We start from the raw sequence: 22,058 nt of genomic DNA, 5'->3' as shown, positions 1-22,058 counted from the left end.
CATAGGGTTCAAATGACATTCACCCGATACGCCATCTATTACGTCCCCGGCGCTGATGCGCCATGGAGCCGATTTGCGACTCAGTGGCTGGGCTGGGACATGGCGCTTGGGCAGCCTGTCCCACATCCGGATATCGCGGATCTGGACATCAGTCCCCTGACCGAAACGCCCAGGAAATACGGGCTGCATGCAACGCTGAAGCCTCCAATGCGTCTGGCACCGAACCACTCCGCCGATGCCCTGCGCGCAGCCTGCGAAACGCTCGCCAAATCCCGGGCACCGGTCACCTTGGACGGATTACAGCTCACGCGCATAGGGCGGTTCCTAGCACTCGGGGCGATTGGAGATACCTCTGACCTGAACCGATTGGCTGCGGCCTGTGTAACCGAGCTGGACCAGTATCGCGCCGCCCCGTCCAAAGAAGAACAGACGCGCCGGGTGCGTCCCAACATGTCTCAGGCACATCTGGCCAACCTGGCACAATGGGGGTACCCCCATGTGCTGGATCACTTTCGATTTCACATCACTTTGACCGGAAAACTACCCAAACCACGCCTGTTGCAGGTCGAAACCCTACTGAAGGACCGCTTGGCCCCATTGCTCCCTGTGCCCTACATCTTGTCGCAGATTGCCCTGGTTGGCGAAGCGGCAGACGGCCGGTTTCACCTGATCGAACAATTCAAACTGACAGGCCAGGCCTGACCAAGTTTCCTGAGGCCAAAGCCGCTATCCCGGATCGTTTCAGTCATTGGACAGCATTGCGCAAGGCTGCGTATTTCTGCGCAGGGAACAGGACCGGTTCAGGATACAGGCGCTGGTGCGCCCGTCTGTTCCGGATTGGCGCAGTGCCACTCGGACCGCCGACCGGACTGCGTCCTGTCGGCACCGGTTGGAGCCGAACCGCCGGGCAAAATCTTCAAGGCGGTGCCACTCAGATCCCTGGACACCCCATCAGCGGCGACACACCCGTCATCCAACCTGACGACATAATCGCAATATCGCTGCGCGATATCTGATGATTGCAGATCCAGAACCACGCTACAGCCCCGATCCTCCTGCAGGCGGCGCAGGTTCTGCATCACGGCCCGGGCATTCAGCGGGTCCAACCCCGCGCTTGGCTCCACGGCAAATACGACCTTAGGCGCATCCATGAATGCCGAAGCAATGGCAACTTGCTGGCGTTGCCCATCAGACAGCTGTTCGACCCTGCGCAATGCCAAAACACCAATTCCCAGATCATCCAAAAGCGCCAACGCCCGATCAACCCGGTCCAAGGCGTGCAGCTTGAACACTTTGGCCAAGGCAAATTGCCCACCGTCTCCACCGTACAAAACAGTTGAAATGACGTCCTTGTGCGGATCCAGATCAGAACCTGAGCGGATCATTGCACAATCAGACTGCCATCCCGACGGTGCATGATCCTCAGCCGGTCCACCGCAGGCAACATGACCTGCCTTGGGCCTGTTCATCAGGCCCAGCGCATTCAATATGTCCGGCACGTCGACCCCGGATCGACCGATAAGCCCGACAACACATGGTGTCGCGACCCGCTCTGCTATCGACTGTCCAACCACGCATTTTTCCGGATCAACAATACTGAACACGCTTACTCTCCCGATCGACCGAACATCCGTCGCCCCATAAAACGATACTGACGTGACAGTAACGTGAACACCGGGGCATTCATGCGCAGGACCAAGTTGTTGCGCCCACCCCTGTTCGAACTCCAAAAGACAGGCTATATGGCCCAGACCCCTCCTTTTCGTGCACAAGGAAGCTGCCCGATGTCCTTTGATCGCAACATCAAGATCGCCCCCTCTATCCTGGCTGCCGATTTCGCCAATTTTGGCGCAGAATGCCAAGCCATCGAAGCGCAAGGCGCAGATTGGGTCCATGTCGATGTCATGGACGGCCATTTTGTGCCCAACATCTCCTTTGGTCCGGCGACCTGTGCTGCGATCCGCCCCCACATCAAAACCGTGATGGATGTGCACCTGATGATCTCGCCAGTGGATCCCTACATCGAGGCTTTCGCTCAGGCAGGTGCTGATTTCATTACCGCCCATATCGAAGCCACCCCGCATATCCACCGCACGCTTCAGGCGATTCGCGGCAGCGGGGCCAAGGCCGGGGTCGCTCTGAACCCGGGCACACCTGCAGATGCCATCGAACACCTGCTGGATCTGACCGATCTGGTCTGTGTGATGACGGTGAACCCCGGGTTTGGCGGGCAAAAGTTCATCGACATGACATCCAAGATCCGCCGCCTGCGCGACATGATCGGCGACCGTCCGATCCACATCGAAATCGACGGTGGGGTTGATCCCAAAACCGCGCCTCTGGTGGCCCAGGCTGGCGCAGACGTTCTGGTCGCCGGGTCTGCGGCTTTCCGCGGCGGTTCGGTGTCCAACCCTGCCCCCTATGGCGAAAATATTCGCCAAATCCGCGCAGCGGCCGAAGGGGTCTGGGTCTGACGGCCAATGGTTGAAGATGCCGCCAAATTCTCCTGCCCCGACCTGCTGGCAGGAGATAAAGATGGCCGGTCAAATATCTGCTCCCCTTCTTCATCTCGCCATAAAACTCCGGGGTGAATTGGCTGCAAGCCAAGAGGGGCAGCGCCCCTAAACCAGAAAATGATCCAGCGCGGCACAGCCACACCTTTTGATAACTGACGGGTCAGACCAACTGATCGGCAAAATGCCCAAGCAGCTTGTGCTTGAGGATCTTGCCGGTCGGGGCCGCCGGCAATGATGTGGCCAGGATGATCTGACTTGGGCGTTTGTATCCGGCTAATTGACTCGCCACAAAAGCGCGCAACTCCTCGGTGTCAGGCATGTCCCCGGACGCGACCTGAACAAAGGCCACCACTTCCTCGTCTCCATCGGCCCGTCGCCCCACGACTGCGGATTGCACCACTTGGGGATGGGCGTTCAACGCCGCTTCGACTTCGGGCGGGAACACATTGAACCCACCATGAATGATCAACTCCTTGGCACGCCCATCTATATGCAGCAATCCAGCCGCATCGAACCGCCCCAGATCTCCCGTGCGCATCCAGCCGTCCCGATCAAGCGCCCGCATGGTTTCTGCCGGGTTCCGGTAATACCCCAGCATGACATTGGGGCCCTGAACCAGAACTTCGCCCAACCCGCCGCCTCCGCCGCTCACGGTTTCGTCCAGCCTCACGTTCACTTCTGGCAAGGGAGGGCCGACCGAAACATCCGGCACACCAATCGGGTTGCTGGTCGCACAGATGCCAGCCGTGGTTTCTGTCATGCCATAGCCATTTTGAACCGCCACCCCGTAAAAGGCCTCGGCCCGACGTTTCCAATCCGGATCCAACGGCGCAGCCCCGGACGACACATAGCGCAGCGCGCTGCCCTCCAACCGGTCAAATCCTTGTTCCTTGGTGTATTGCATCAACAGGGCATGCATCTGCGGCACCGCAGACAATAACGTCACACCCTCGCGCAACGCCTGATACAGATGTGCTGCGGAAAATCGCGCTTCCAACCGGACCGGCGCACCGATGTGAATCGCCGCCGTCACCACAGAGGCCAACCCAAAAACATGGGTCGTCGGCAACACCCCATAAATCACGTCATCAACGGTCATGTTGCGCAGCTCGGCAGAGGTGCGCCCGCCAAACAACAGGTTGGCATGGCTCAGCATCACGCCCTTGGGATCGCCGGTCGTGCCGGTCGTATACAACAGAACGGCCAGATCATCCGGCGCATCCGGGTTGCTTTGGCCTGTTCGGGCCAGATGCACCGCCCCAAAGCGCCCCGTGATTTCCCCGGCATTCATCCAGGCGGCATGCGCCTGGGCATCAGGAGAAACAGATGTGGTCAACACCGCCGCAACCGGGGTGGCGTGACCTTGAATGCGTTCGATTTCGGCCCGTGTCTGACGGGCATTCACCGGCACGGCAACCGCCCCCATGCGATAACAGGCAAACAGGGCCGCGACCTTGGCACAGCAATTTTCCGACAGGATCAAAACCCGGTCTCCACGCTGTACTCCCGATTGGGCCAGATGCACCGCCAGATCATCACAGGCACGATCCAGATCAGCATAAGTCCAGCAGGCACCGCTGCTGTCATAAAAGGCCAAGGCCGAGGGGCGCACCTCCAACTGGTGCCGCAGCAGATCTTCCACTCTGTCCATTCCACTCCCCTCCCAAGGCAACACAGGCACCCGGTGCCCAGTCTTTATGTCTGAAATCGCGGTGGCCGCTTCTCCAGAAACGCGGCGATCCCTTCTGCGGCTTCGGTGCCTCCCGCGGCCCGTGCCATCGCATCACGTTCCGCATCCAGCTGTGCAATCTCGAAACGGTCATAAGCCCCAGCGACCAGTCCCCGGATCACCCGTTGTGCATCACGCGGCCCCTGTGCCAGCGCGTCCGCCAGCTCCTGCGCCCGGTCCAAAACCTCTCCGGCCGCGGCAACAGACGTAATAGCTCCCAATGCCTGCAGCTGCTCGGCACTGACCGGACGGCCCAGCAGGCACATCTCCATCGCCAACGGGCGAGGCACCATCCGGGCCAGCGACGCCGTCAGCCCACCGTCAGGCACCAACCCCGCTTTGACATAAGCGGCGGTGAAATTGGCCCCAGCTTCTGCCACAATCAAATCACATGCCAATGCCAAAGACGCCCCGGCCCCCGCAGCGCCCCCGTCCACCGCCGCGATAACGGGCACCGGGCAGGCGCGTATACCACGGATTACATCATGCAGGTCATCGACCTTGTTCCGGCGTTCAGCTTCCGTCAGCCCACGCCGGTCAATCAGAACATTGAGATCCCCGCCCGCGCAAAAGAAGCCGCCTTCCGAGGTCAGCAAAACCGCGCGAATCCGTGTCTGGTGCGCCAATTCCAGCGCGGCGTTGATTGCATCGTACAAATCCTGCGACAATGCCCCGCGCCGCGTCGGGTTCATATTGACCACAACGGCACGATCGTCCTGATCCTCCACGCGGGCCAGTTTGGTCATGTGCGGATCCTTTTGAAAATACCCGAGGCAGTGGCCAGCATTTGCCCTTCGGCGTCGCGCAATTCACCATTGATATAGGCGATGGATTTGCCGCCGCCGGCGGGGCGCGCCGTGGCCGTCACCGTTCCGGCACGGGCCGCTGCAACATAGTTCAGATTCAGCGACACAGTGACCAAAGGTGCATGGTCAATCGGATCAAAATAGTGCGAAGCAGTATTGCCACAGACCACATCCAACAGGGTTGCGACCATCCCGCCATGCAAAATGCCATGCCGGTTCAGGTGCTTGTCCTCCAACTCCAACGTCACGGTGCAGGTGCCAGCGTGACGGTCCAACCGGGTCCGATAGCCAACCATCTGTTGGCAGCCGGGGTCTTCTATAAAACGGATATCGTCGGCATCAGGCGCTGAGGGCAATGAACTGCTCCAATTGGTAATCGGTGTCTCCGAACCGATGATCGGCCATAACGATCCGTTTGGCGATATGGGCCAGCTCATACTCCCGGGTCATGGCGATACCGCCGTGCAGCTGGATGGTGTCTTCGGCCACCAATCGACCTGCCCGACCGATGAGATTGCGCGCTGCCGCGACGTGCAGATCCCGCATGTGGGGCTGATCCGCCAGATGTCCCGCTGCGTTGATCGTGGCCGATCGGGCCTGCTCCATTTCTATCCACAGATCCGCCATTCGGTGTTGCAGCGCCTGAAAGCTGCCAATCGGACGCCCAAATTGCTGGCGCGTCTGTAAATAACCGCGGGTCAGTTCGGTCGCGGTTTCCATCGCACCCAAGGTTTCAGCCGCCAGCGCAACCGACGCCGCCGCCGCCCGTTCGGCCAGCGCAGTATATGCGGTGCCAGCCGTGCCCAAACGCGCGCTTTCCGGCACCACGACATCTTCAAACTCAACTTCGGCGGCCCGTCCACCCGCCAACAAAGGATACCCGCGCACGATCACACCCGCTGTCTCGCGCGGGACCAGAAACAAGGAAATGCCATCGCAGTCATCCACTGCGCCGCTTTCGCGTGCGGACACAATCAGGAATTCGGCTGCTTCGGCATTGACCACCACAGATTTGCGCCCTTTCAGCCGCACAGCGTCTCCGGACACAGTGGCCGATACCATAACCCGGTTCAGATCATACCGCGCCGTCGGTTCACTGTGAGCCAGCGCCAGATGCAGGTCCCCTGCGATAACCCGTTCAACCAGCACCTGTTGATCCGCGTTCCCCAGGGACGCCACCAGACCACCACCCAAAATGGCTGTATCCAGGAACGGTTCAACCACGCCAGCACGGCCCAGTTCTTCGAACACCGTGGTGATGTCGAACCCGGCTCCACCAAATCCACCCTGCGCTTCGGAAAACAGGGCACCGACAATTCCCAATTCGGCCAGTTGCGCCCAAAGTTCGGTTGAAAACCCCGTGTCGCTGTCAATAATCCGGTTGCGCACGTCAGTGGTATAACGGTCGGACAAAAACCGGCGCAGTGTGTCCTGCAACATCTGGCGTTCTTCGGTCAGGTCAAAATTCATGCGCCACCTCCCAGCTTTACCTTGGCAATGATATTGCGCTGAACTTCGTTCGACCCCCCAAAGATCGACAGCTTGCGATTGTTGAAATACTGGGCCGAAACCGGCCCGCTGCCGTCAGGACCGACAGGGGGTTCATTGCCGCCCTCCACTTCTTCGGACGCAAAGGGCATCGCATAGATGCCAGCGGCGCGACGGGCCAAATCGTTGATCTCCTGCCGGATGATCGTCCCCTTGACCTTGAGCATCGAGCTTTCAACGCCAGGTGCCTGACCCGCCGCGGCCCGCGAAATAATCCGCAGATTGGTGGTTGCCATAGCCATCAGATCTATCTCGACCCGGGCCAGCCGCGCCGCGAAATGCGGGTTCTCGATCAAGGGGCGCCCACCCGACATTTCGACCCGCGCCATGCGTTTGACCGCATCCAGACCGGCCTGGGAAAACCCGACCCCGGCAATATTGGTACGTTCGTGGGTCAGCAGATATTTGGCATAGGTCCAGCCCTTGTTTTCCTCGCCCACCAGGTTCTCTACCGGGACACGGACATCGGTGAACCAGACTTCGTTCACCTCATGCGTCCCATCCAACAGAATGATCGGGCGCACCTCGATCCCGGGCGTGTTCATGTCGATCAGCAGAAAGGAAATCCCTTCCTGCTGTTTCACGGTGCTGTCAGTGCGCACCAGACAGAAGATCCAATTGGCGTATTGCCCCAACGTGGTCCATGTCTTTTGACCATTGACCACGTAATGGTCTCCGTCTCGAACAGCCTTGGTCTTGAGCGACGCCAGATCCGATCCCGCACCCGGTTCGGAATACCCCTGACACCACCAATCTTCGCCGGACAGAATTCGGGGCAGAAACCGGTCTTTTTGATCCGGCGAACCAAATCGCTGCAAAACCGGACCCAGCATGGTCAGACCAAAAGGCACGATGCGGGGGGCATGGGCGCGACAGCATTCTTCCTCGAAGAGGAACCGCTGCACGGCGCTCCATTCACAGCCACCAAACTCGCGCGGCCAATTGGGGGCCAGCCAACCGCGCTCATTCAGGATTGCATGCCAACGGTCATGACCCGCCTTGCCCAAACTGCGCCCATCGCGAACAGCATCGGACATCTCTTGGGGCAGGTTCTTCTCCAGAAAGTCTCTCACCTCGTCGCGAAAAGCCAGTTCCTCGGCGGTATAGCTCAGATCCATGCGGTTCCTCCCAGAGTGCGTGTTTCATGCGAGGCTCTGCCTCGCGCTCCGGAGTTTCTTTGGCAAGATGAATAGAGGAGCTCTTTCTTTCATCTTGCCCAAGAAACTCCGGGGGTGAGGCCCCAAAGGGGCCGAGGGGGCAGCGCCCCCTGCCCGGTCAGTAGATTTCGAACAGGCCAGCCGCCCCCATGCCGCCACCGATGCACATGGTCACAACGCCCAGCTTGGCGTTCTGGCGTTTGCCTTCACGCATGATGTGGCCGACCATCCGGGCTCCGGTCATGCCAAAGGGGTGGCCAATGGCGATGGACCCGCCGTTGATATTGCATTTGGCATCGTCGATTCCCAAACGGTTGCGACAGTAAAGCGCCTGGCTGGCAAAGGCCTCGTTCAATTCCCAGATGTCGATGTCATCAACCGTCAGGCCATGGCGTTCCAGCAGGCGCGGCACCGCAAAGACAGGGCCGATGCCCATTTCGTCAGGTTCGCACCCTGCAACACAGAAGCCCTTGAATGCGCCCATCGGGTCCAGACCGCGCTTTTCCGCCTCAGTCGCTTCCATCAGGACAACTGCGGCCGCCCCGTCGCTCAGCTGTGACGCATTTCCGGCGGTGATGAATTTGCCCGCCCCGCGCACCGGTTCCAGCCCCGCAAGACCGTCGAGCGTGGTGGTCGGGCGATTGCATTCATCCCGATCCACAGTCACCTCACGCATCGAGATCTCGCCGGTTTCCTTGTCTTTGACAGCCATGGTCGCCTGCATCGGAGCAATTTCATCATCAAACGTGCCAGCCGCCTGGGCTGCTGCAATCCGCTGTTGCGACCGCAGCCCATAGGCATCCTGATCCTCGCGACTGATGCCATAGCGTTCGGCCACGATATCCGCCGTTTCGATCATCTGCATATAGATCGCGGGTTTATGCTCGGCGATCCAGGCTTCGGGCGATGGGCGTGTTTTGGGTTGCACCATCGAGATGCTTTCAACTCCGCCGGCCACCATGGCCCCGGATCCACCTTCGGTGATTGCCTGTGCGGCCAGGGCCACGGTCTGCAAACCCGAGGAACAGAAACGGTTCACCGTCATGCCCGATGCAGTCACCGGCAGACCCGCACGAATGGCGATCTGGCGGCCGATGTTGCCGCCGGTTTCGCCTTCGGGAAAGCCACAGCCAATGATGCAGTCTTCGATCTCGGAGCCATCCATGCCTGCGCGGGCAACAGCGGCCTGTACTGCATGCCCCCCCATGGTCGCCCCATGAGTGACGTTGAACGATCCACGAAAGGATTTGGCCAGCCCGGTGCGGGCAGCAGATACGATAACGGCTTGTTTCATCATGCGGTTTCCTTGTTCAGATCATCAAAGCTGCGGCCATCGGCCACCAGCTGTTCCAACAGCGGCGCGGGTTGCCAGAAATAGGCGTCATCCTGTGCATAGGTTTGGATATCGTCCAGCAGATCCGACAGACCGACGATATCGGCCCATTTCAGCGGTCCACCGCGATAGCGGGGGAAGCCATAGCCGAACAGCAGGGTCATATCGACGTCCAGCGGGCGCCGCGCAATGCCTTCGCCCACGACCTTGGCCGCTTCATTCACCATCGCCGCCATGTATTTGCGCACGATCTCCTCGTCGCTGAAGTCACGCGGTGTGATCCCCTTGGCTGCGCGCTCCGCTTCGATCAATTGCATGACCTCGGGATTGGGTGTGCCACCACGTTTACCGGCCTCGTACACATAATAACCCTTGCCGGTTTTCTGGCCGAAATTTCCCCCTTCGCACAGCTTGTCCGCATAAGAACTGTCACGGGCACGTGGATCCATCCCTTCGGCGCGTTTGCGCTTGCGCACCGCCCACCCGATGTCCAACCCGGCCAGATCAGACACTGCATAGGGACCCATCGCAAAACCAAAACCGGTCAGCGCCTTGTCGATCTGAAAGGGCGAAGCCCCGTCCAGAACCATATGATCAGCTGCCGTGCGATAGGTGGCCAAAATCCGATTGCCGATGAAACCATCACAGACACCGGCACGCACCGAGATCTTTTTCAGCAACTTGCCCAAAGCAAATCCGGTCGCAACCACGTCCAGAGCGGTCTTTTCTGCAACGACCACTTCGAGCAGCTTCATCACATGTGCGGGTGAAAAGAAGTGCAGGCCAATGACATCCTGTGGGCGCGATGTACAGGCCGCGATTTCATCGACATCCAGATACGAAGTGTTCGACGCCAGGATTGCACCTAGCTTGCAGACCTCATCCAGCTTGGTAAAGACCTGTTTTTTGACGCCCATGTCTTCAAACACGGCTTCGACCACCAGATCCACGTCGCTCAGCGCGGCATAGTCCGTGGCCATGGTCAGCGACTGGTTCGTCAGGGTGTCGAATTGCGCCTGGCTGATCTTGCCCCGTTTCAGGGCACCCTGCAGATTGCCCTCGATCCGACCCTTGGCTGCAGCGGCAGCGGCGTCGTTCATTTCCAACAGGGTCACATTCAAACCAGCCAACAGCGCGGCCGTCGCGATTCCTGCCCCCATGGTTCCGCCACCAATAACCGAAATGGAGGCCAGCGGGCGCGGTTCGACCCCTTTGAGTTCGGGCAATTTCGACACCGCCCGTTCGCTAAAGAACGCGTGAATCAGACCCAGCCGCTGATCGGAATTCATCAGATCCATGAACAGTTCACGTTCGCGGATGATCCCATCCTGAAACGTGGCTGCTTCGCAGGCGGCCTGAACAGAACGCACTGCGGTCGCCGGGGATTGCTGACCCCGGCCTTTTTTCAGCACCGCATCATACACCGAATCAAAATCAACTGGCGCAGGCGCGGGCAATTCACCAACAGCGCGACGGGGTGCGCCGCTGTCGAGCAATTCCTGTACATAGGCCAGACCGATGTCCCGCGGGTCCCCATCAACCACCCGGTCAAGCACCCCCAGTTTCAACGCCTCGCCAGCCCCCACATGCCGTCCGGTGGTGATCATGTCCAATGCCGCCTCGACACCTGCGACACGCGGCAACCGCTGCGTTCCACCTGCGCCGGGCAAAATGCCCAGATGCACTTCGGGCAGGCCCACCTTGGCCGATGGAACCGCGATGCGATAATGCGACGACAGCGCCACTTCGAGCCCGCCACCCAACGCCGTCCCATGCAGCGCCGACACCACGATCAACGGCGAAGATTCGATGCGATTGCACAGATCGGGAAGGCCGGGTTCCTGTGGCGGCTTGCCGAATTCGCGAATATCCGCCCCGGCGAAATAGGTGCGGCCCGTTCCATAGATCAGAACCGCCTTGGCTCCTTCGGATTCAGCCCGCTCGATCCCAGCCTGCAATCCCTGACGAACCGCCAGCCCCAGCGCATTGACCGGCGGATTGTCTGCTGCCAGCACTGCGATATCACCAACGCGTTCGTATCTGATGGCTTCGCTCATGGTGGTCTTCCTCTCCTTGTCCGACATCCCGTGTCCGGGGTCGCATCAAATATAAATAACCGACCGTTCGGTCGCTGTATTGCCAGACGTAACGTACCTCCTGGCACAAATCAAACGACAGATGGTCTACACCCCTGTTTTTCACCGAACTAAGGGCACAGGATCCGCAAAGCGGAACATTGTTTCGCAAATTTGATCGCAGCCTATTCAGAGCCCATAGGCCCGATCAAGACAAAAAAGGCGACCCCCACCACGGGGACCGCCACGACGTTCCGTCACAGACAACGGTGCTATTTGCCGGTCACAACACCGGATGCGATCCATTCATCAAAGATCGCCAGCGCACGATCACAGAATGCGGCATCATTTATGTGGTCTGGCATCGCGTGCAGCATGACGTTTTCCGGGCAGGCTGATTTGATCTCGTCACAGAAGGCGATCAGACCGCCAGCATCATGCAATTCACCGCCGGGCCGGTCCCATTCATTGCACCCGCCCTGGGGCAACAAAAGCGCAACAGGTGCGGTCGCCCCGGACAGCTTGTCACAAATTGCGCGTGCGACGGTGCGGCGTTCATCCGCGTCCAACATGGCCGACGTCAGAAGCCGGTTGTGCGCATGGGTTTCACGCCCCACCAACTGTTGCGGCGGATCCTGCCATCCCACAAAATCCACCAGATCGTAACATCCCGGCGCAATCAACTGAGGCGTGCCGGATTTCCCGGCATTGGTCATCCGATCCGCCCCGGCGCTGAGCCCACCAAAAATGTGATTGCTCACTTCCTGAGGAGCAAAGTCAAACACCGCTGCAAAGGCTCCTTCGCCAGCGAGGCTTTCAAAGGCCCGCCCCCCCATTCCGGTGGCATGAAAGACGGCCACTTCGAACCCGCGCGCCTCCAGCGCCGGTTTCAGCGTCACCATGTACCGCAGCACCGTCTTGCCAAACGACGTCATGCCGATCAGCGGCCGATCCCGTTTCGGCGCCTCAACCGCTCGGGCCGCACCCAACACTGCACCTGCCGCCTGGGACAGAGAGGCCTTGCAGATGGAATTCAACCCAAAAAGCCCTCCGGCCCACAGGATCATCTGAACGTCCGATGGCAGTCGTTCGGGCGGGATCAGCGGCGAGAATGATACCGTAGAAACCACATATTTCGGCACACCCACCGGCAGCGCCGCACACAGGTCCAGCGCCAGATCGGTACCCATGGTCCCGCCCAGGACGATTACCCCGTCGATCTGCCCGGCACGATACAATGCCAGCGCCTTGGCCGCCGATCCACGCGCCATGATCTGCATCGCGGTGTTTTCGTCGCCGGACTCTATGGCCTGCTGAATGCTACTCCCACCCGCCTCGGCCACGTCATGTTTGCTGACATCGGTGGGTTTGGACGGATCGCCCAGAACGCTGACATCCATCGACAGGACATTGCCACCCTGTGCCCGGATCACATCCGACAAATAGGTCAGCTCATCGTCTTTGGTGTCATAGGTGCCGGCGACGAGAATGGTTTTTTTGGTCATGTCTTCGCTCATTTCTGGCCTCACAACTGAATCCAGGCGGTTTTCAGATCAACATATTTGTCGAGCGCATGCAGTGATTTGTCGTGGCCATTACCGGATTGCCCAACCCCGCCCAAGGGCACCGTATTGTCGGCTCCGCCATAGGTGTTCACATGCACGACGCCGGTCCGAATACCCGCGACCATACGATGGGCCCGACCCAGGTTCGCGGTCCAGACCCCGGCCGCCAGACCAAAGTCGGTGGCATTGGCCAGGCTCAACGCCTCTTCTTCGGTGTCGAATTTGGTCACCGACAGAACAGGACCAAACACCTCCTGCTGGAACAGGGTCGCATCACGGGTCACATCCGCCACGATGGTCGGCGCCATGTAGGTGCCGCCGGTGTCCGCCAAAATGCGGGTGCCGCCGGTGACAATACGGCCGCCTTCGGGACCGACCATGTCCATAAAGGACAGGTTGCGGGCCAGTTGATCCTCGGAATTCACCGCGCCGATCTGGGTGTTCAGATCCAGCGGATCCCCAACTCTCAGCGCTTGGGCTTCGGCCTGTAACATGGCGACGAATTCATCGTGAATGTCCGATTGCACGAGCAACCGCGACCCGGCTACACAGACCTGCCCGGAATTGCGAAAGATCCCCGCCGCAGACACTTTTGCCGCCTTGGCCAGATCCGGCGCATCGGCAAAGACGATGTTGGGGGATTTCCCGCCCAGTTCCAGATAGCACCGCTTCAGGTTCGACCGCGCCGAGGCCTCCAGCAACCGCCGCCCGGTGCCGCCCGACCCGGTAAAGGTCAGCACGTCCACATCCATATGCATCGACAGCGCCGCGCCGGTTTCCGCGCCCGATCCCGTGACCACGTTCAGCACGCCATCCGGCAGGCCACAGTCCGCACAGATCTGCGCCAGCCGCAGCAACGACAGCGACGCGGTTTCGGCGGGCTTCAGCACCACGGAATTGCCCATCGCCAACGCGGGTGCCAGCTTCCACGCGCCGATCATCAACGGGAAGTTCCACGGCACAATCGCGCCGACAACACCCACCGGTGCCTTGTGGACCAGACCCAGCACATCGGGCGCGGTGGGTGCAATCTCTCCACCGACCTTGTCCAGTGCCTCGGCATAATAGCGGAATGTGCCTGCCGCAGACCCCGGTTCCGCCTTGAGCGCCATGTTGAATTCGGTGCCATTGTCACGCACCCCCAACACGGCCAGCGCAACGGCTTCGGCTTCGATCCGGTCGGCGATCTTGTGCAGGATCTTCTTGCGCCCCGCCGGGGCCATCCGGGACCAACGCCCATCGTCAAACGACGCCCGCGCCGACGCCACCGCGCGATCCACATCGCCCACGGACGCGCCGGACAGCGTGGTCAGATAAGATCCGTCAATCGGCGAAGTAACTTCGAGTGGCGTGCCCGTACCACCTTGCCACGATCCTTCAAGAAAGAGTTCTTGCGGCGCGACATCAGTTTGCCGAAGCGCATTGATGAGTTCCTGGTCTGCCATTCGGCCTCCTTGAGTTCCTTGCGGTCCTTCAGCACCCGGCGGAAGTGGTTCGCAAGAACGATAACGATGATGAGAAACAGGATGAACGCGACAGGGCGATCAATGAAATCCAGAGGCTCCTTGACCCGCGCCATCCCGGCGCGCAGCTTGACCTCCATGATACCGCCCAGAACCATGCCCAACACAATGGGCACCGATGGCATCGACAGGCGTTTCAGGATATACCCCAGCACCCCAAACAGCGCTGCCATCACACAGTCGGCGGCCGAATTGCGCAAGCTGTAAACCCCGACAAAGGACAGCGTCAGGATACAGACGCCCAGGAACCGGTTGGGAATACGCACCACCTGGATCAGCGATTTGGTGGCAAACAGCAGAAAGACCAGAACCAGCACGTTCAGGATCAACAGCGCGATATACAGCGCGACGACAAAATCCATCTGGTTCTGGAACAGCCCAGGCCCAGGCACCACGTTGTGCACATAAAACACCGACAACATCATCGCGGTCAGCGCCTCGCCCGGAATGCCCAGCGCCAGCAGCGGCACCATGGCGGCGGCAGGCACCGCGTTGTTGGCGGTTTCGGCGGCGATCAGCCCCTCGGACGAGCCATTGCCGAAATCCTGCGGACGTTTGGATGAGCGTTGCGCATATGTGTAGGACATGAATTGCGCGGTGAATTCACCAACCCCCGGGATCATCCCCATGACCACGCCAAAGGCCGCCGACACGCTGGCAACACGGGGATGACGCACCAATTCCCGCAGGCCCTGAAACATGCCACCACGCAGTTTGGTCAGGTGGATCTTTTCGTCTTCATCCGTCAGCAGGACAAACGCCTGGCTCAGGGCAAACAGCCCCAGCACAACGACGATCAGGTTGATACCACCCCCCAGAAAATCAGACCCGAATGTATAGCGTTGCGAATATTTGACCGGCTCCAACCCGATGGTCTGCATAAAGATCCCAAAGGCCGCCAAGGCCCCGGCAATCAACGCCTGCCCCCGATGCGCGACAACCACCAGGATCAACCCCAACAACGCCGCCAAGAAGATTTCGCGCGAGCCGAACATGGGCGCAACCTTGGCCAGCACAGGCGCGAACAGGATCAGGCAGATGACCGAAAAGATACCGCCAAAGAACGACGCGGAATAGGCCAGAGACAAGGCGCGGCGTGGTTCTCCGCGCGCGGTCATCGGATAGCCATCATAAGTGGTCAGCGCGTTGACGGCGGTGCCTGGCGTATTGATCAAAATGGCCGGAATCGCGCCGCCATACATGGATGACCCGTAAATGCCCAGCAACACGGTCAGGCCAACAATGGGATCCATGGAAAACGTGGCCGGCAACAGGATGGCGATGGCAACGGCCGGACCAACCCCCGGGATCGCCCCGATCAGGACACCGCCAACAGACCCGGCCAGCAGGGCAAGCGCCACATCCCAGCGCATCAGAATTTCAACGGCGGACAGCAGAAGATCCATGATGGGTCAGCCCTCTAGAAATACAGAATAAAGAAGGAGCGCAGGCCACCGGGGAGATATTCATAGATCATCCCCCCCGGAATCTTGACCGACAGGAACGTCTTGAACAGCAGAACCACAAAGACGGCAAAACCGACACTAACCCACATCATGAACCGGCTGCGATACCCCATGCGCCAGCTCAGCGCAGGAACGAATATCAGCGTCACCGGCAGATAGCCCAGGATCGGCACGGTCACGACGTAGACCATGAACCAGACCGCAAATTCCAGAACCAGCGCCCATTTGCGCACTTCCCACCAATCATAGCGCGACACATGCCGCCACGGCAGACGATACAGATGGACCCCGCCAAACAGCACCATCAGCCCCAATCCAACAGCCGGCCAGAACCGCGGCTGGGCAAACAGTTTGGATTTTTCGACCCAGCGGGTCTGTTCGGTGATCAGCCCCAGCAGAACGATCGAAACCACTACAAAAAACAGGGCAAAGACCAACTGACCGCGCCGCGGCCCGACAAAGCGGTTTTCTTTTTCGGAAGGCATGTTCGCGACTTTCCAGACAAGGCGCAGGCCGGGCCAAGGCCCGGCCCGTGCAAGACCGTTTTACTGAAGCAGTTCGCCGATCCGGGCGACGGTTTCGATGTCCGCGGCCACCCGGGCCGCCGAGTCATCGGCATTCTGCCAATAGACCAGGGCTCCGGTTTCGGTAGCGACCTTCTGGGCGCGATCGCTCATCATGGTTTTCTGTGCCACGGCAATGATCTTGTCACGGACGTCCTGAGGCGTGTCCTTGGTCACGAACAGACCGTTCCACAGTGCGATGTTCAGGGAACTGTCCAGTTCTCCGATGGTTGGTGCGTCCGGAATCAGCGGGATCCGTTCGTCCGTGATCGACACCAGAACCTTGACCTTGTCCAGGCAGGGCAAAATCAGCTGCAGCGTGGTGTTGATCACATCCGCATCACCCGAGGCCAGCGTATTGCAATCCAGCGCGTCGAACGCCGCGTCCGATCCCCAGCTGAACCCGGCATTCACGGCAAAGGCTTTGGTCACCTGGGTCGGTGTCAACACATCGCCAAAGTGGCCCAGCGCGACGTCGTTGGATTTGGCGTGTTCGGCCAGTTCAGCCATCGTACCATACGGCGCATCCGCCGATGCCGCGATGACAAACGGATAGGTCAGGAAAATCCCCAGCGGGTCGAATTTGGCCGGGGCCAACGGTGGAATGTCGATCTGGTGGCCCAGAACCGGCACCCCGATCACGAACGACCCGATCGTGTAGCCGTCCGCCGGTGCATTGGCGACTTCGATGGCACCAGGAAAGGGGCCGCCGCCGCCGCCGGGCTTGTTCACGACCGCCGCTGCCACGCCATATTCCGCCTGGAAATCATCGGCAATCATCCGGGTCAGCACATCTTCGAGGTCACCGGGCGGCCACGGCACGATAAAGTTCACCGGTTTTTCCGGGTACTCGGCCATCGCGGCCCCGGCGGAAATGGTCAACGCGGCCCCGGCCAACGCACCTTTGAGCAATGTCTTGATCATCATTGTGTCTCTCCCTGGTTAATTCTCATCGGTTCATTATTCGAACCATTGGTTTGAATTTAGATTGACAGACCCCCCACCAATCTGTCAACAAAATAACAACGCAAGTATTTCGATTTCCCCGGTTCGCCCCGGAAACGATACGAAAGGGAGCCTGAACTCACCCATGGGAACCGTGTCCAAAGCGCTGTCTTTGTTGAATTATTTCAACCACAGCTGTACCGAAATCGGGCTGAGCGACCTCACCCGCCTGTCAGGCATGAACAAGGCAACGGTTTACCGGCTGATGAGCGAATTGCAGGATTCGGGATTCGTCGAACAGGCCGACACTGACCGGTCCTACAGGCTGGGACCGCAGGTTCTGAGACTCGCTGCACTGCGCGAAGCGTCGGTCCCGATTCTCTCTGTCTCTCGCCGGATCCTGCGGGAATTGTCCGAAGCCACGGGTGAAACAACCCATATTTCTCTGCTCCAGGGGGAGCATCTGATTTCTCTGTCGCATGCCTATTCGCGCCAACACGCCACAAAGGTGACAATGGAGGACGCCGAGGTTCTCTCCTATCACGCGACCAGCTCCGGGCTCGCCGTATTGGCCTTTGCCGATCCGGCCACCGTCGACGATGTGCTGTCCAGACCCCTCCTGGCGCGCACCCCCAGAACCATTGTCGATCCCCAACAGATCCGGGCCGAGCTGGACAAGGTCCGACGCCGCGGAATTGCCGAATCCGTTGGCGGTTTTGAAATCGAAGTCCATTCGCATGCTGTTCCGGTTTTTGGCCCAAATCGCGCGCCCATAGGTGCGCTCGCGGTGGCGGCCCCCGAGGCCCGTGTCACCGGCGCACAAAAGGACACCATCCGGGCCGAGCTGTTCAGGCTCGGCACTGAACTGACCGATCGAATCGGCGGGATTGCCCCCGCCGCCTTTCCGCATATGGCCCCTGCCTAGCCCCCACCCCCACGCGGTCCGTAACCGGGTCGCCGACAGGAGCAAGACACATGAAAGACTCCAATTTCCTCAAAGAGATGAATGCCCGATCCGTCTGGCACCCCATGGCCCACCCCGCCGACAGTCACGCCAACCCACCCACCATCGTCACCGGGGCATCAGGTGTCCGGATCAAGGACGTGGATGGCCACGAAGTCGTCGATGGCGTTGGCGGTTTGTGGAACGTGAACCTCGGCTTTTCCTGCCAACCGATCAAGGATGCCATCGCCGCGCAGCTGGACACGCTGCCCTATTACTCGATCTTTCGCGGCACGACCAATGACAAGGTCATCCAGCTGTCCGAAGAGTTGCGCACATTCTTTGAACCCGACGGGTTGACCCGCGCGTTCTATACGTCGGGTGGATCGGATTCCGTGGAAACCGCCCTGCGCCTGGCACGCCAGTACCACAAGATCCGCGGCGATACCGGGCGCGTCAAATTCCTGAGCCTGAAAAAAGGGTATCACGGCACCCACATGGGCGGTGCCTCAGTCAACGGAAATGCAAATTTCCGGACCCAATACGAACCGCTTCTTCCGGGGTGTTACCACATTCCGGCCCCTTACACGTATCGCAACCCATTCAACGAAACCGACCCTCAGCGCCTGGCACAGCTCTGCCTGCAGGCGCTCGAGGACGAAATCGCGTTTCAGGGGGCAGGCACCATTGCCGCGATGATCATGGAGCCGATCCTGGGGGCGGGTGGCGTCATCCCCCCCCATCCAAGCTTCATGCCCGGTGTGCGCGACATCTGCACAAGGAACGGCATCCTGCTGATCGCGGATGAGGTCATTACCGCCTTTGGCCGCACCGGCAGCTGGAGCGGATCCCGTCATTGGGGCGTTCAGCCTGACTTCATGTGCACCGCCAAGGCAATCACCAATGGGTATTTCCCGTTCGGTGCCGTGATGATCGCCGAACAGGTGGCCGAAACCTTTGAACAGGATGCCAGCGGCAAAGCAGCCATTGGACATGGCTATACCTACTCCGGCCACCCCGTCGGCGCGGCAGCAGCCCTGGCCTGTCTGGCCGAAACCCAACGCCTCAACGTGCCGGAAAATGCGACCGCCCGTGGCGAACAGCTGCACCAGGGACTTCTGGCGCTTCAGGCCAAACACGACGCCATCGGAGATGTGCGCGGTGGCCACGGGTTGATGTGCGCCATGGAACTGGTGTCCGATCGCGAAACCAAATCCCCGATCGACAAAAAGACAATCGCAACCGTGCAGGAGGTCGCCTATCACAATGGCGCAATGGTTCGGGTGTCAGGTCCCAATATCATCCTGTCCCCGCCTCTGGTCCTGACCCGGGAAGACGCCTCGGTGATCCTGGATGCGCTGGACGCCGGGCTTGCCGCGATCACAGGCTGACACAGCCGACTGCCTGCACAGTCTCGCAGGTGATTGCACTCATGATCATAGGCCAGGAAGGGCGCCGCCCCTCTTGGCCCCTCTTAGCCCCTCTTGGCCCCCTTGGCCCCCTTGGCCCACAGACCAATTCACCCCGGGATATTTGTGGCCAGGAGAAGAACCGGAGCCGGATTCTCCCGCACCGTCGACACGCCGTGCCAACCCGAGGAGGCGCCCAAAGGGCAACGACGAGATACCGTCTTGCGCCGCAGGCGCGCCATCTGGCAACAGCTACGCGGGACGGACGCAGGTCCAGACGGTACGAGTGGATTTTTCGTTGACCCGCTCAAACCCGGCATCCGTCAGGATCTTCTTGCACTCGCGCATGCCCTCAATGCCATAGGCCTTGGGATGGAACTCTAACACGACCGCCCGAAACCCGGACAGGTCCGCATGGCGCAGCAGTTCCTGTTCGCCGCCCTCAATGTCCATCACCAACACGGTCGGCTTCAGATCCGCACATACCTCGGCAAAGCTGGCCGTGGGGACATCAACGGTTTTACGGATACGACCAGCGGCTTCGACCAGGGACGACCCCAGATAACTGTTGCGCAGGTGAAACTGGATACTGTCGGGACGATCGGCTGCGCTGAGCAGAACGGTGTTGCGCACAGAGATCACCCCCTCCAACCCGTTGACCCGATACAAACGCTCGATCTCCGGGATCAGTTCGGGGTTGGCCTCAAAGCTGTGGACCGCCTTGGGCAGGCAATTGGTTGCCACCACTGCACCGACCAACCCAATGCCAGCGCCGATTTCCAGAACCACATCCTCTTCGCCCACCACATGCAGGGATCCGCGAATTTCCTGACCTTCGTATTCGGCCGAATTTATGCGTTCGATCCGATTTTCATGCAGATATTGAGACATGGGCACTTTGACGCCCAGGCATTCGGCCGCGATTTCTTCGCTCGCAGGTATTTCCACTGATTGGCTGGACATGCTCAGGTCCCTTTCACTGCTTCTCTTCCCACCTTATGCCGGGGGATTTGCTGTCAAGACACTCTGAGCGCTGGCGGTTTGAATGCAAGAATTAGAAATGGGCTGGTCAAAAATCATCTCGACTGTGGCGGCCTTCGCACAGGCCACCACTGACCACCACAGGCCACCACAGGCTTTCAACACACCCGCAACGCGCGCTCAGATGAAGTAGACATAAAAATCGCGCAACGCATCTCCTTCGAGATCCCGGGTCTTGCGGACTTCCTTTTGCTTCATGAAAACATGATTGGCACACAGGTCCGCCCCGACGGCCTCGGTCAACGCGCTGTCGCGTTCCAGATCGGCCACCGCCCCTCTCAGATCAATCGCTGTTCCGGTCTTGGCGTCTGTGCGATCAAAGCCGTCCCCGGTTTCCATCGGCGGCAATTTATGGCCATTTTCGATCCCCAATCGCGCTGCATGCAACACGGCTGCAACAGAGGTATAGGGGTTCGACGACGCATCCGCCATACGATGCTCGAGCCGCGCCTTGGCCCCACCTTCGGAGCTGATCCGCGTGGTGACATTGCGATGGTCACCGCCCCAGTTCTGCCAGTATCCGGACAGCGATCCGGGCTGGAGACGCATATAGGAATTGGCCGTCGGGGCGATCAACCCTGCGAGCCCCTGGTGATGGTGGATCAGCCCGGCCAGACACCCACGGGCAAGATCATTCATATGCTCGGGCCCACCCAGCGTGCCTGATGACAGGGCATTGCCACCGGATTCATCGGCAAAGGACAGGTTGATGTGCATCCCCGAACCGCCTGCTTCGGCAATGGGTTTGGGCATGAATGTCAGGACAATGCCGTATTCCAGCGCGATTTCCCGTGCCATCAGCCGGAACAGCACGATGTCGTCCACCGCCTTGACCGCATCGCCAAAGGTCAGAACATATTCGAACTGCGGGCTGTCAAATTCCGCTGTGATCATTTCCAACGAAAAGCCCATCTGATCGGCCATCGCCCAGATCCGGTCATTGAACCGCAGCGGGTCGGCAAACGGGCCGGTCCCGTAAACGCCACCACCTGGCGCATCATAGGGGACCAACCGGCCATTGTCGTCGGCCTGCAGCGCAAAGGCCTCGAGCTCGATTCCAACCTTGGGCGTCAACCCTTTGGCTTCCCAGCCTGCAACGGCCCGTTTCAACGCCCCCCTTGGGCACAGCGACAGCGGTTCCCCGGCATCGTCATAAAGATCACCCAACACAATCTGGGTCGCCTCATGCCAACTGTCCCGGATGTCATCATGACGCCAGATCAGCTCCATGTCCGGCAAACCCTGTTTCATCATTGCGCCGGGCGCATCCAACAGGTCGCGGTCATAATGCACGCCAAACGTGGACCGGCAGAACCGGGTGCTGCCGTCTCCGATTTTTGAGTTGGGCAGGTATTTGCCCCGCATGATGCTGAGATGGTCGCAGAACAGCGCGCGCAGCCGGGTTTTCATGGTATGATGTCCTCTTCCTCTTGGGCAAA

The 22,058-nt window shown here is 59.8% G+C and carries 19 protein-coding genes; 4 read left to right on the top strand and 15 right to left on the bottom strand.

Features of this window, described 5'->3' with window-relative positions; translation table 11 throughout:
- Positions 1-12 precede the first annotated feature (12 nt).
- Complete coding sequence (locus K3727_02310) at positions 13-702, top strand: DUF1045 domain-containing protein (GenBank protein ID UWQ91667.1); 690 nt, start codon at positions 13-15, stop codon at positions 700-702.
- A 98-nt stretch (positions 703-800) separates the two neighbouring features.
- On the opposite strand, the gene K3727_02305 is transcribed toward K3727_02310, so the two are convergent.
- Positions 801-1,604, bottom strand: a complete 804-nt coding sequence (locus K3727_02305) for an ATP-binding cassette domain-containing protein (protein UWQ91666.1) — start codon at positions 1,602-1,604, stop codon at positions 801-803.
- A gap of 180 nt (positions 1,605-1,784) precedes the next feature.
- Between K3727_02305 and rpe the strand changes: the two genes are divergently transcribed.
- On the top strand, positions 1,785-2,474 hold the full coding sequence (gene rpe / locus K3727_02300) for a ribulose-phosphate 3-epimerase (protein UWQ91665.1): 690 nt from the start codon (positions 1,785-1,787) through the stop codon (positions 2,472-2,474).
- Between the two features lie 202 nt (positions 2,475-2,676).
- Here rpe and K3727_02295 read toward each other — a convergent pair whose 3' ends face one another.
- The 12 genes from K3727_02295 to K3727_02240 all read right to left on the bottom strand — a co-directional run bounded on the left by K3727_02295 (position 2,677) and on the right by K3727_02240 (position 17,208).
- Positions 2,677-4,167: an acyl--CoA ligase gene (locus K3727_02295; protein UWQ91664.1), complete on the bottom strand. Its 1,491-nt coding sequence runs from the start codon at positions 4,165-4,167 to the stop codon at positions 2,677-2,679.
- 44 nt (positions 4,168-4,211) lie between these two features.
- Complete coding sequence (locus K3727_02290; GenBank protein ID UWQ91663.1) at positions 4,212-4,991, bottom strand: enoyl-CoA hydratase/isomerase family protein; 780 nt, start codon at positions 4,989-4,991, stop codon at positions 4,212-4,214.
- Positions 4,988-5,488 carry a PaaI family thioesterase gene (locus tag K3727_02285; GenBank protein ID UWQ91662.1) on the bottom strand — a complete coding sequence of 167 codons (501 nt, stop codon included), beginning with the start codon at positions 5,486-5,488 and terminating at the stop codon, positions 4,988-4,990. The genes K3727_02290 and K3727_02285 overlap by 4 nt, the downstream gene beginning before the upstream one ends.
- Positions 5,391-6,521 carry an acyl-CoA dehydrogenase gene (locus tag K3727_02280; protein ID UWQ91661.1) on the bottom strand — a complete coding sequence of 377 codons (1,131 nt, stop codon included), beginning with the start codon at positions 6,519-6,521 and terminating at the stop codon, positions 5,391-5,393. Before K3727_02280 ends, K3727_02285 begins: the two co-directional genes overlap by 98 nt.
- A complete protein-coding gene (locus K3727_02275) occupies positions 6,518-7,717 on the bottom strand; it encodes an acyl-CoA dehydrogenase family protein (protein ID UWQ91660.1) in 1,200 nt (399 codons plus the stop codon). The genes K3727_02280 and K3727_02275 overlap by 4 nt, the downstream gene beginning before the upstream one ends.
- A gap of 157 nt (positions 7,718-7,874) precedes the next feature.
- A complete protein-coding gene (locus K3727_02270) occupies positions 7,875-9,050 on the bottom strand; it encodes an acetyl-CoA C-acyltransferase (protein ID UWQ93242.1) in 1,176 nt (391 codons plus the stop codon).
- Positions 9,050-11,146 carry an enoyl-CoA hydratase/isomerase family protein gene (locus K3727_02265; protein UWQ91659.1) on the bottom strand — a complete coding sequence of 699 codons (2,097 nt, stop codon included), beginning with the start codon at positions 11,144-11,146 and terminating at the stop codon, positions 9,050-9,052. The genes K3727_02270 and K3727_02265 overlap by 1 nt, the downstream gene beginning before the upstream one ends.
- A gap of 290 nt (positions 11,147-11,436) precedes the next feature.
- Entirely contained in the window at positions 11,437-12,669 is a 1,233-nt protein-coding gene (locus K3727_02260) for a Tm-1-like ATP-binding domain-containing protein (GenBank protein UWQ91658.1), read from the bottom strand.
- A 20-nt stretch (positions 12,670-12,689) separates the two neighbouring features.
- Positions 12,690-14,156, bottom strand: a complete 1,467-nt coding sequence (locus K3727_02255) for an aldehyde dehydrogenase (GenBank protein ID UWQ93241.1) — start codon at positions 14,154-14,156, stop codon at positions 12,690-12,692.
- Positions 14,039-15,658 carry a tripartite tricarboxylate transporter permease gene (locus tag K3727_02250; protein UWQ91657.1) on the bottom strand — a complete coding sequence of 540 codons (1,620 nt, stop codon included), beginning with the start codon at positions 15,656-15,658 and terminating at the stop codon, positions 14,039-14,041. The genes K3727_02255 and K3727_02250 overlap by 118 nt, the downstream gene beginning before the upstream one ends.
- Before the next feature lie 14 nt (positions 15,659-15,672).
- Entirely contained in the window at positions 15,673-16,203 is a 531-nt protein-coding gene (locus K3727_02245) for a tripartite tricarboxylate transporter TctB family protein (protein UWQ91656.1), read from the bottom strand.
- 60 nt (positions 16,204-16,263) lie between these two features.
- Complete coding sequence (locus tag K3727_02240) at positions 16,264-17,208, bottom strand: tripartite tricarboxylate transporter substrate binding protein (protein UWQ91655.1); 945 nt, start codon at positions 17,206-17,208, stop codon at positions 16,264-16,266.
- 163 nt (positions 17,209-17,371) lie between these two features.
- On the opposite strand from K3727_02240, the gene K3727_02235 reads away from it, so the two are divergent.
- Together K3727_02235 and K3727_02230 are read left to right on the top strand one after the other, a co-directional pair.
- Entirely contained in the window at positions 17,372-18,151 is a 780-nt protein-coding gene (locus K3727_02235; GenBank protein ID UWQ91654.1) for an IclR family transcriptional regulator, read from the top strand.
- A 50-nt stretch (positions 18,152-18,201) separates the two neighbouring features.
- A complete protein-coding gene (locus K3727_02230) occupies positions 18,202-19,560 on the top strand; it encodes an aspartate aminotransferase family protein (protein UWQ91653.1) in 1,359 nt (452 codons plus the stop codon).
- Positions 19,561-19,830: 270 nt separating this feature from the next.
- On the opposite strand, the gene K3727_02225 is transcribed toward K3727_02230, so the two are convergent.
- Complete coding sequence (locus tag K3727_02225; protein UWQ91652.1) at positions 19,831-20,541, bottom strand: FkbM family methyltransferase; 711 nt, start codon at positions 20,539-20,541, stop codon at positions 19,831-19,833.
- 198 nt (positions 20,542-20,739) lie between these two features.
- Positions 20,740-22,029: a glutamine synthetase family protein gene (locus K3727_02220; protein ID UWQ91651.1), complete on the bottom strand. Its 1,290-nt coding sequence runs from the start codon at positions 22,027-22,029 to the stop codon at positions 20,740-20,742.
- Positions 22,030-22,058: the final 29 nt, after the last annotated feature.

The sequence above is a fragment of the Rhodobacteraceae bacterium M382 genome, from assembly GCA_025141015.1.
Taxonomy (GTDB): Bacteria; Pseudomonadota; Alphaproteobacteria; order Rhodobacterales; family Rhodobacteraceae; genus Aliisedimentitalea; species Aliisedimentitalea scapharcae.
The sequence above is the reverse complement of the archived record's forward strand: the minus strand, read 5'-3'. Positions and strand labels throughout refer to the sequence as shown.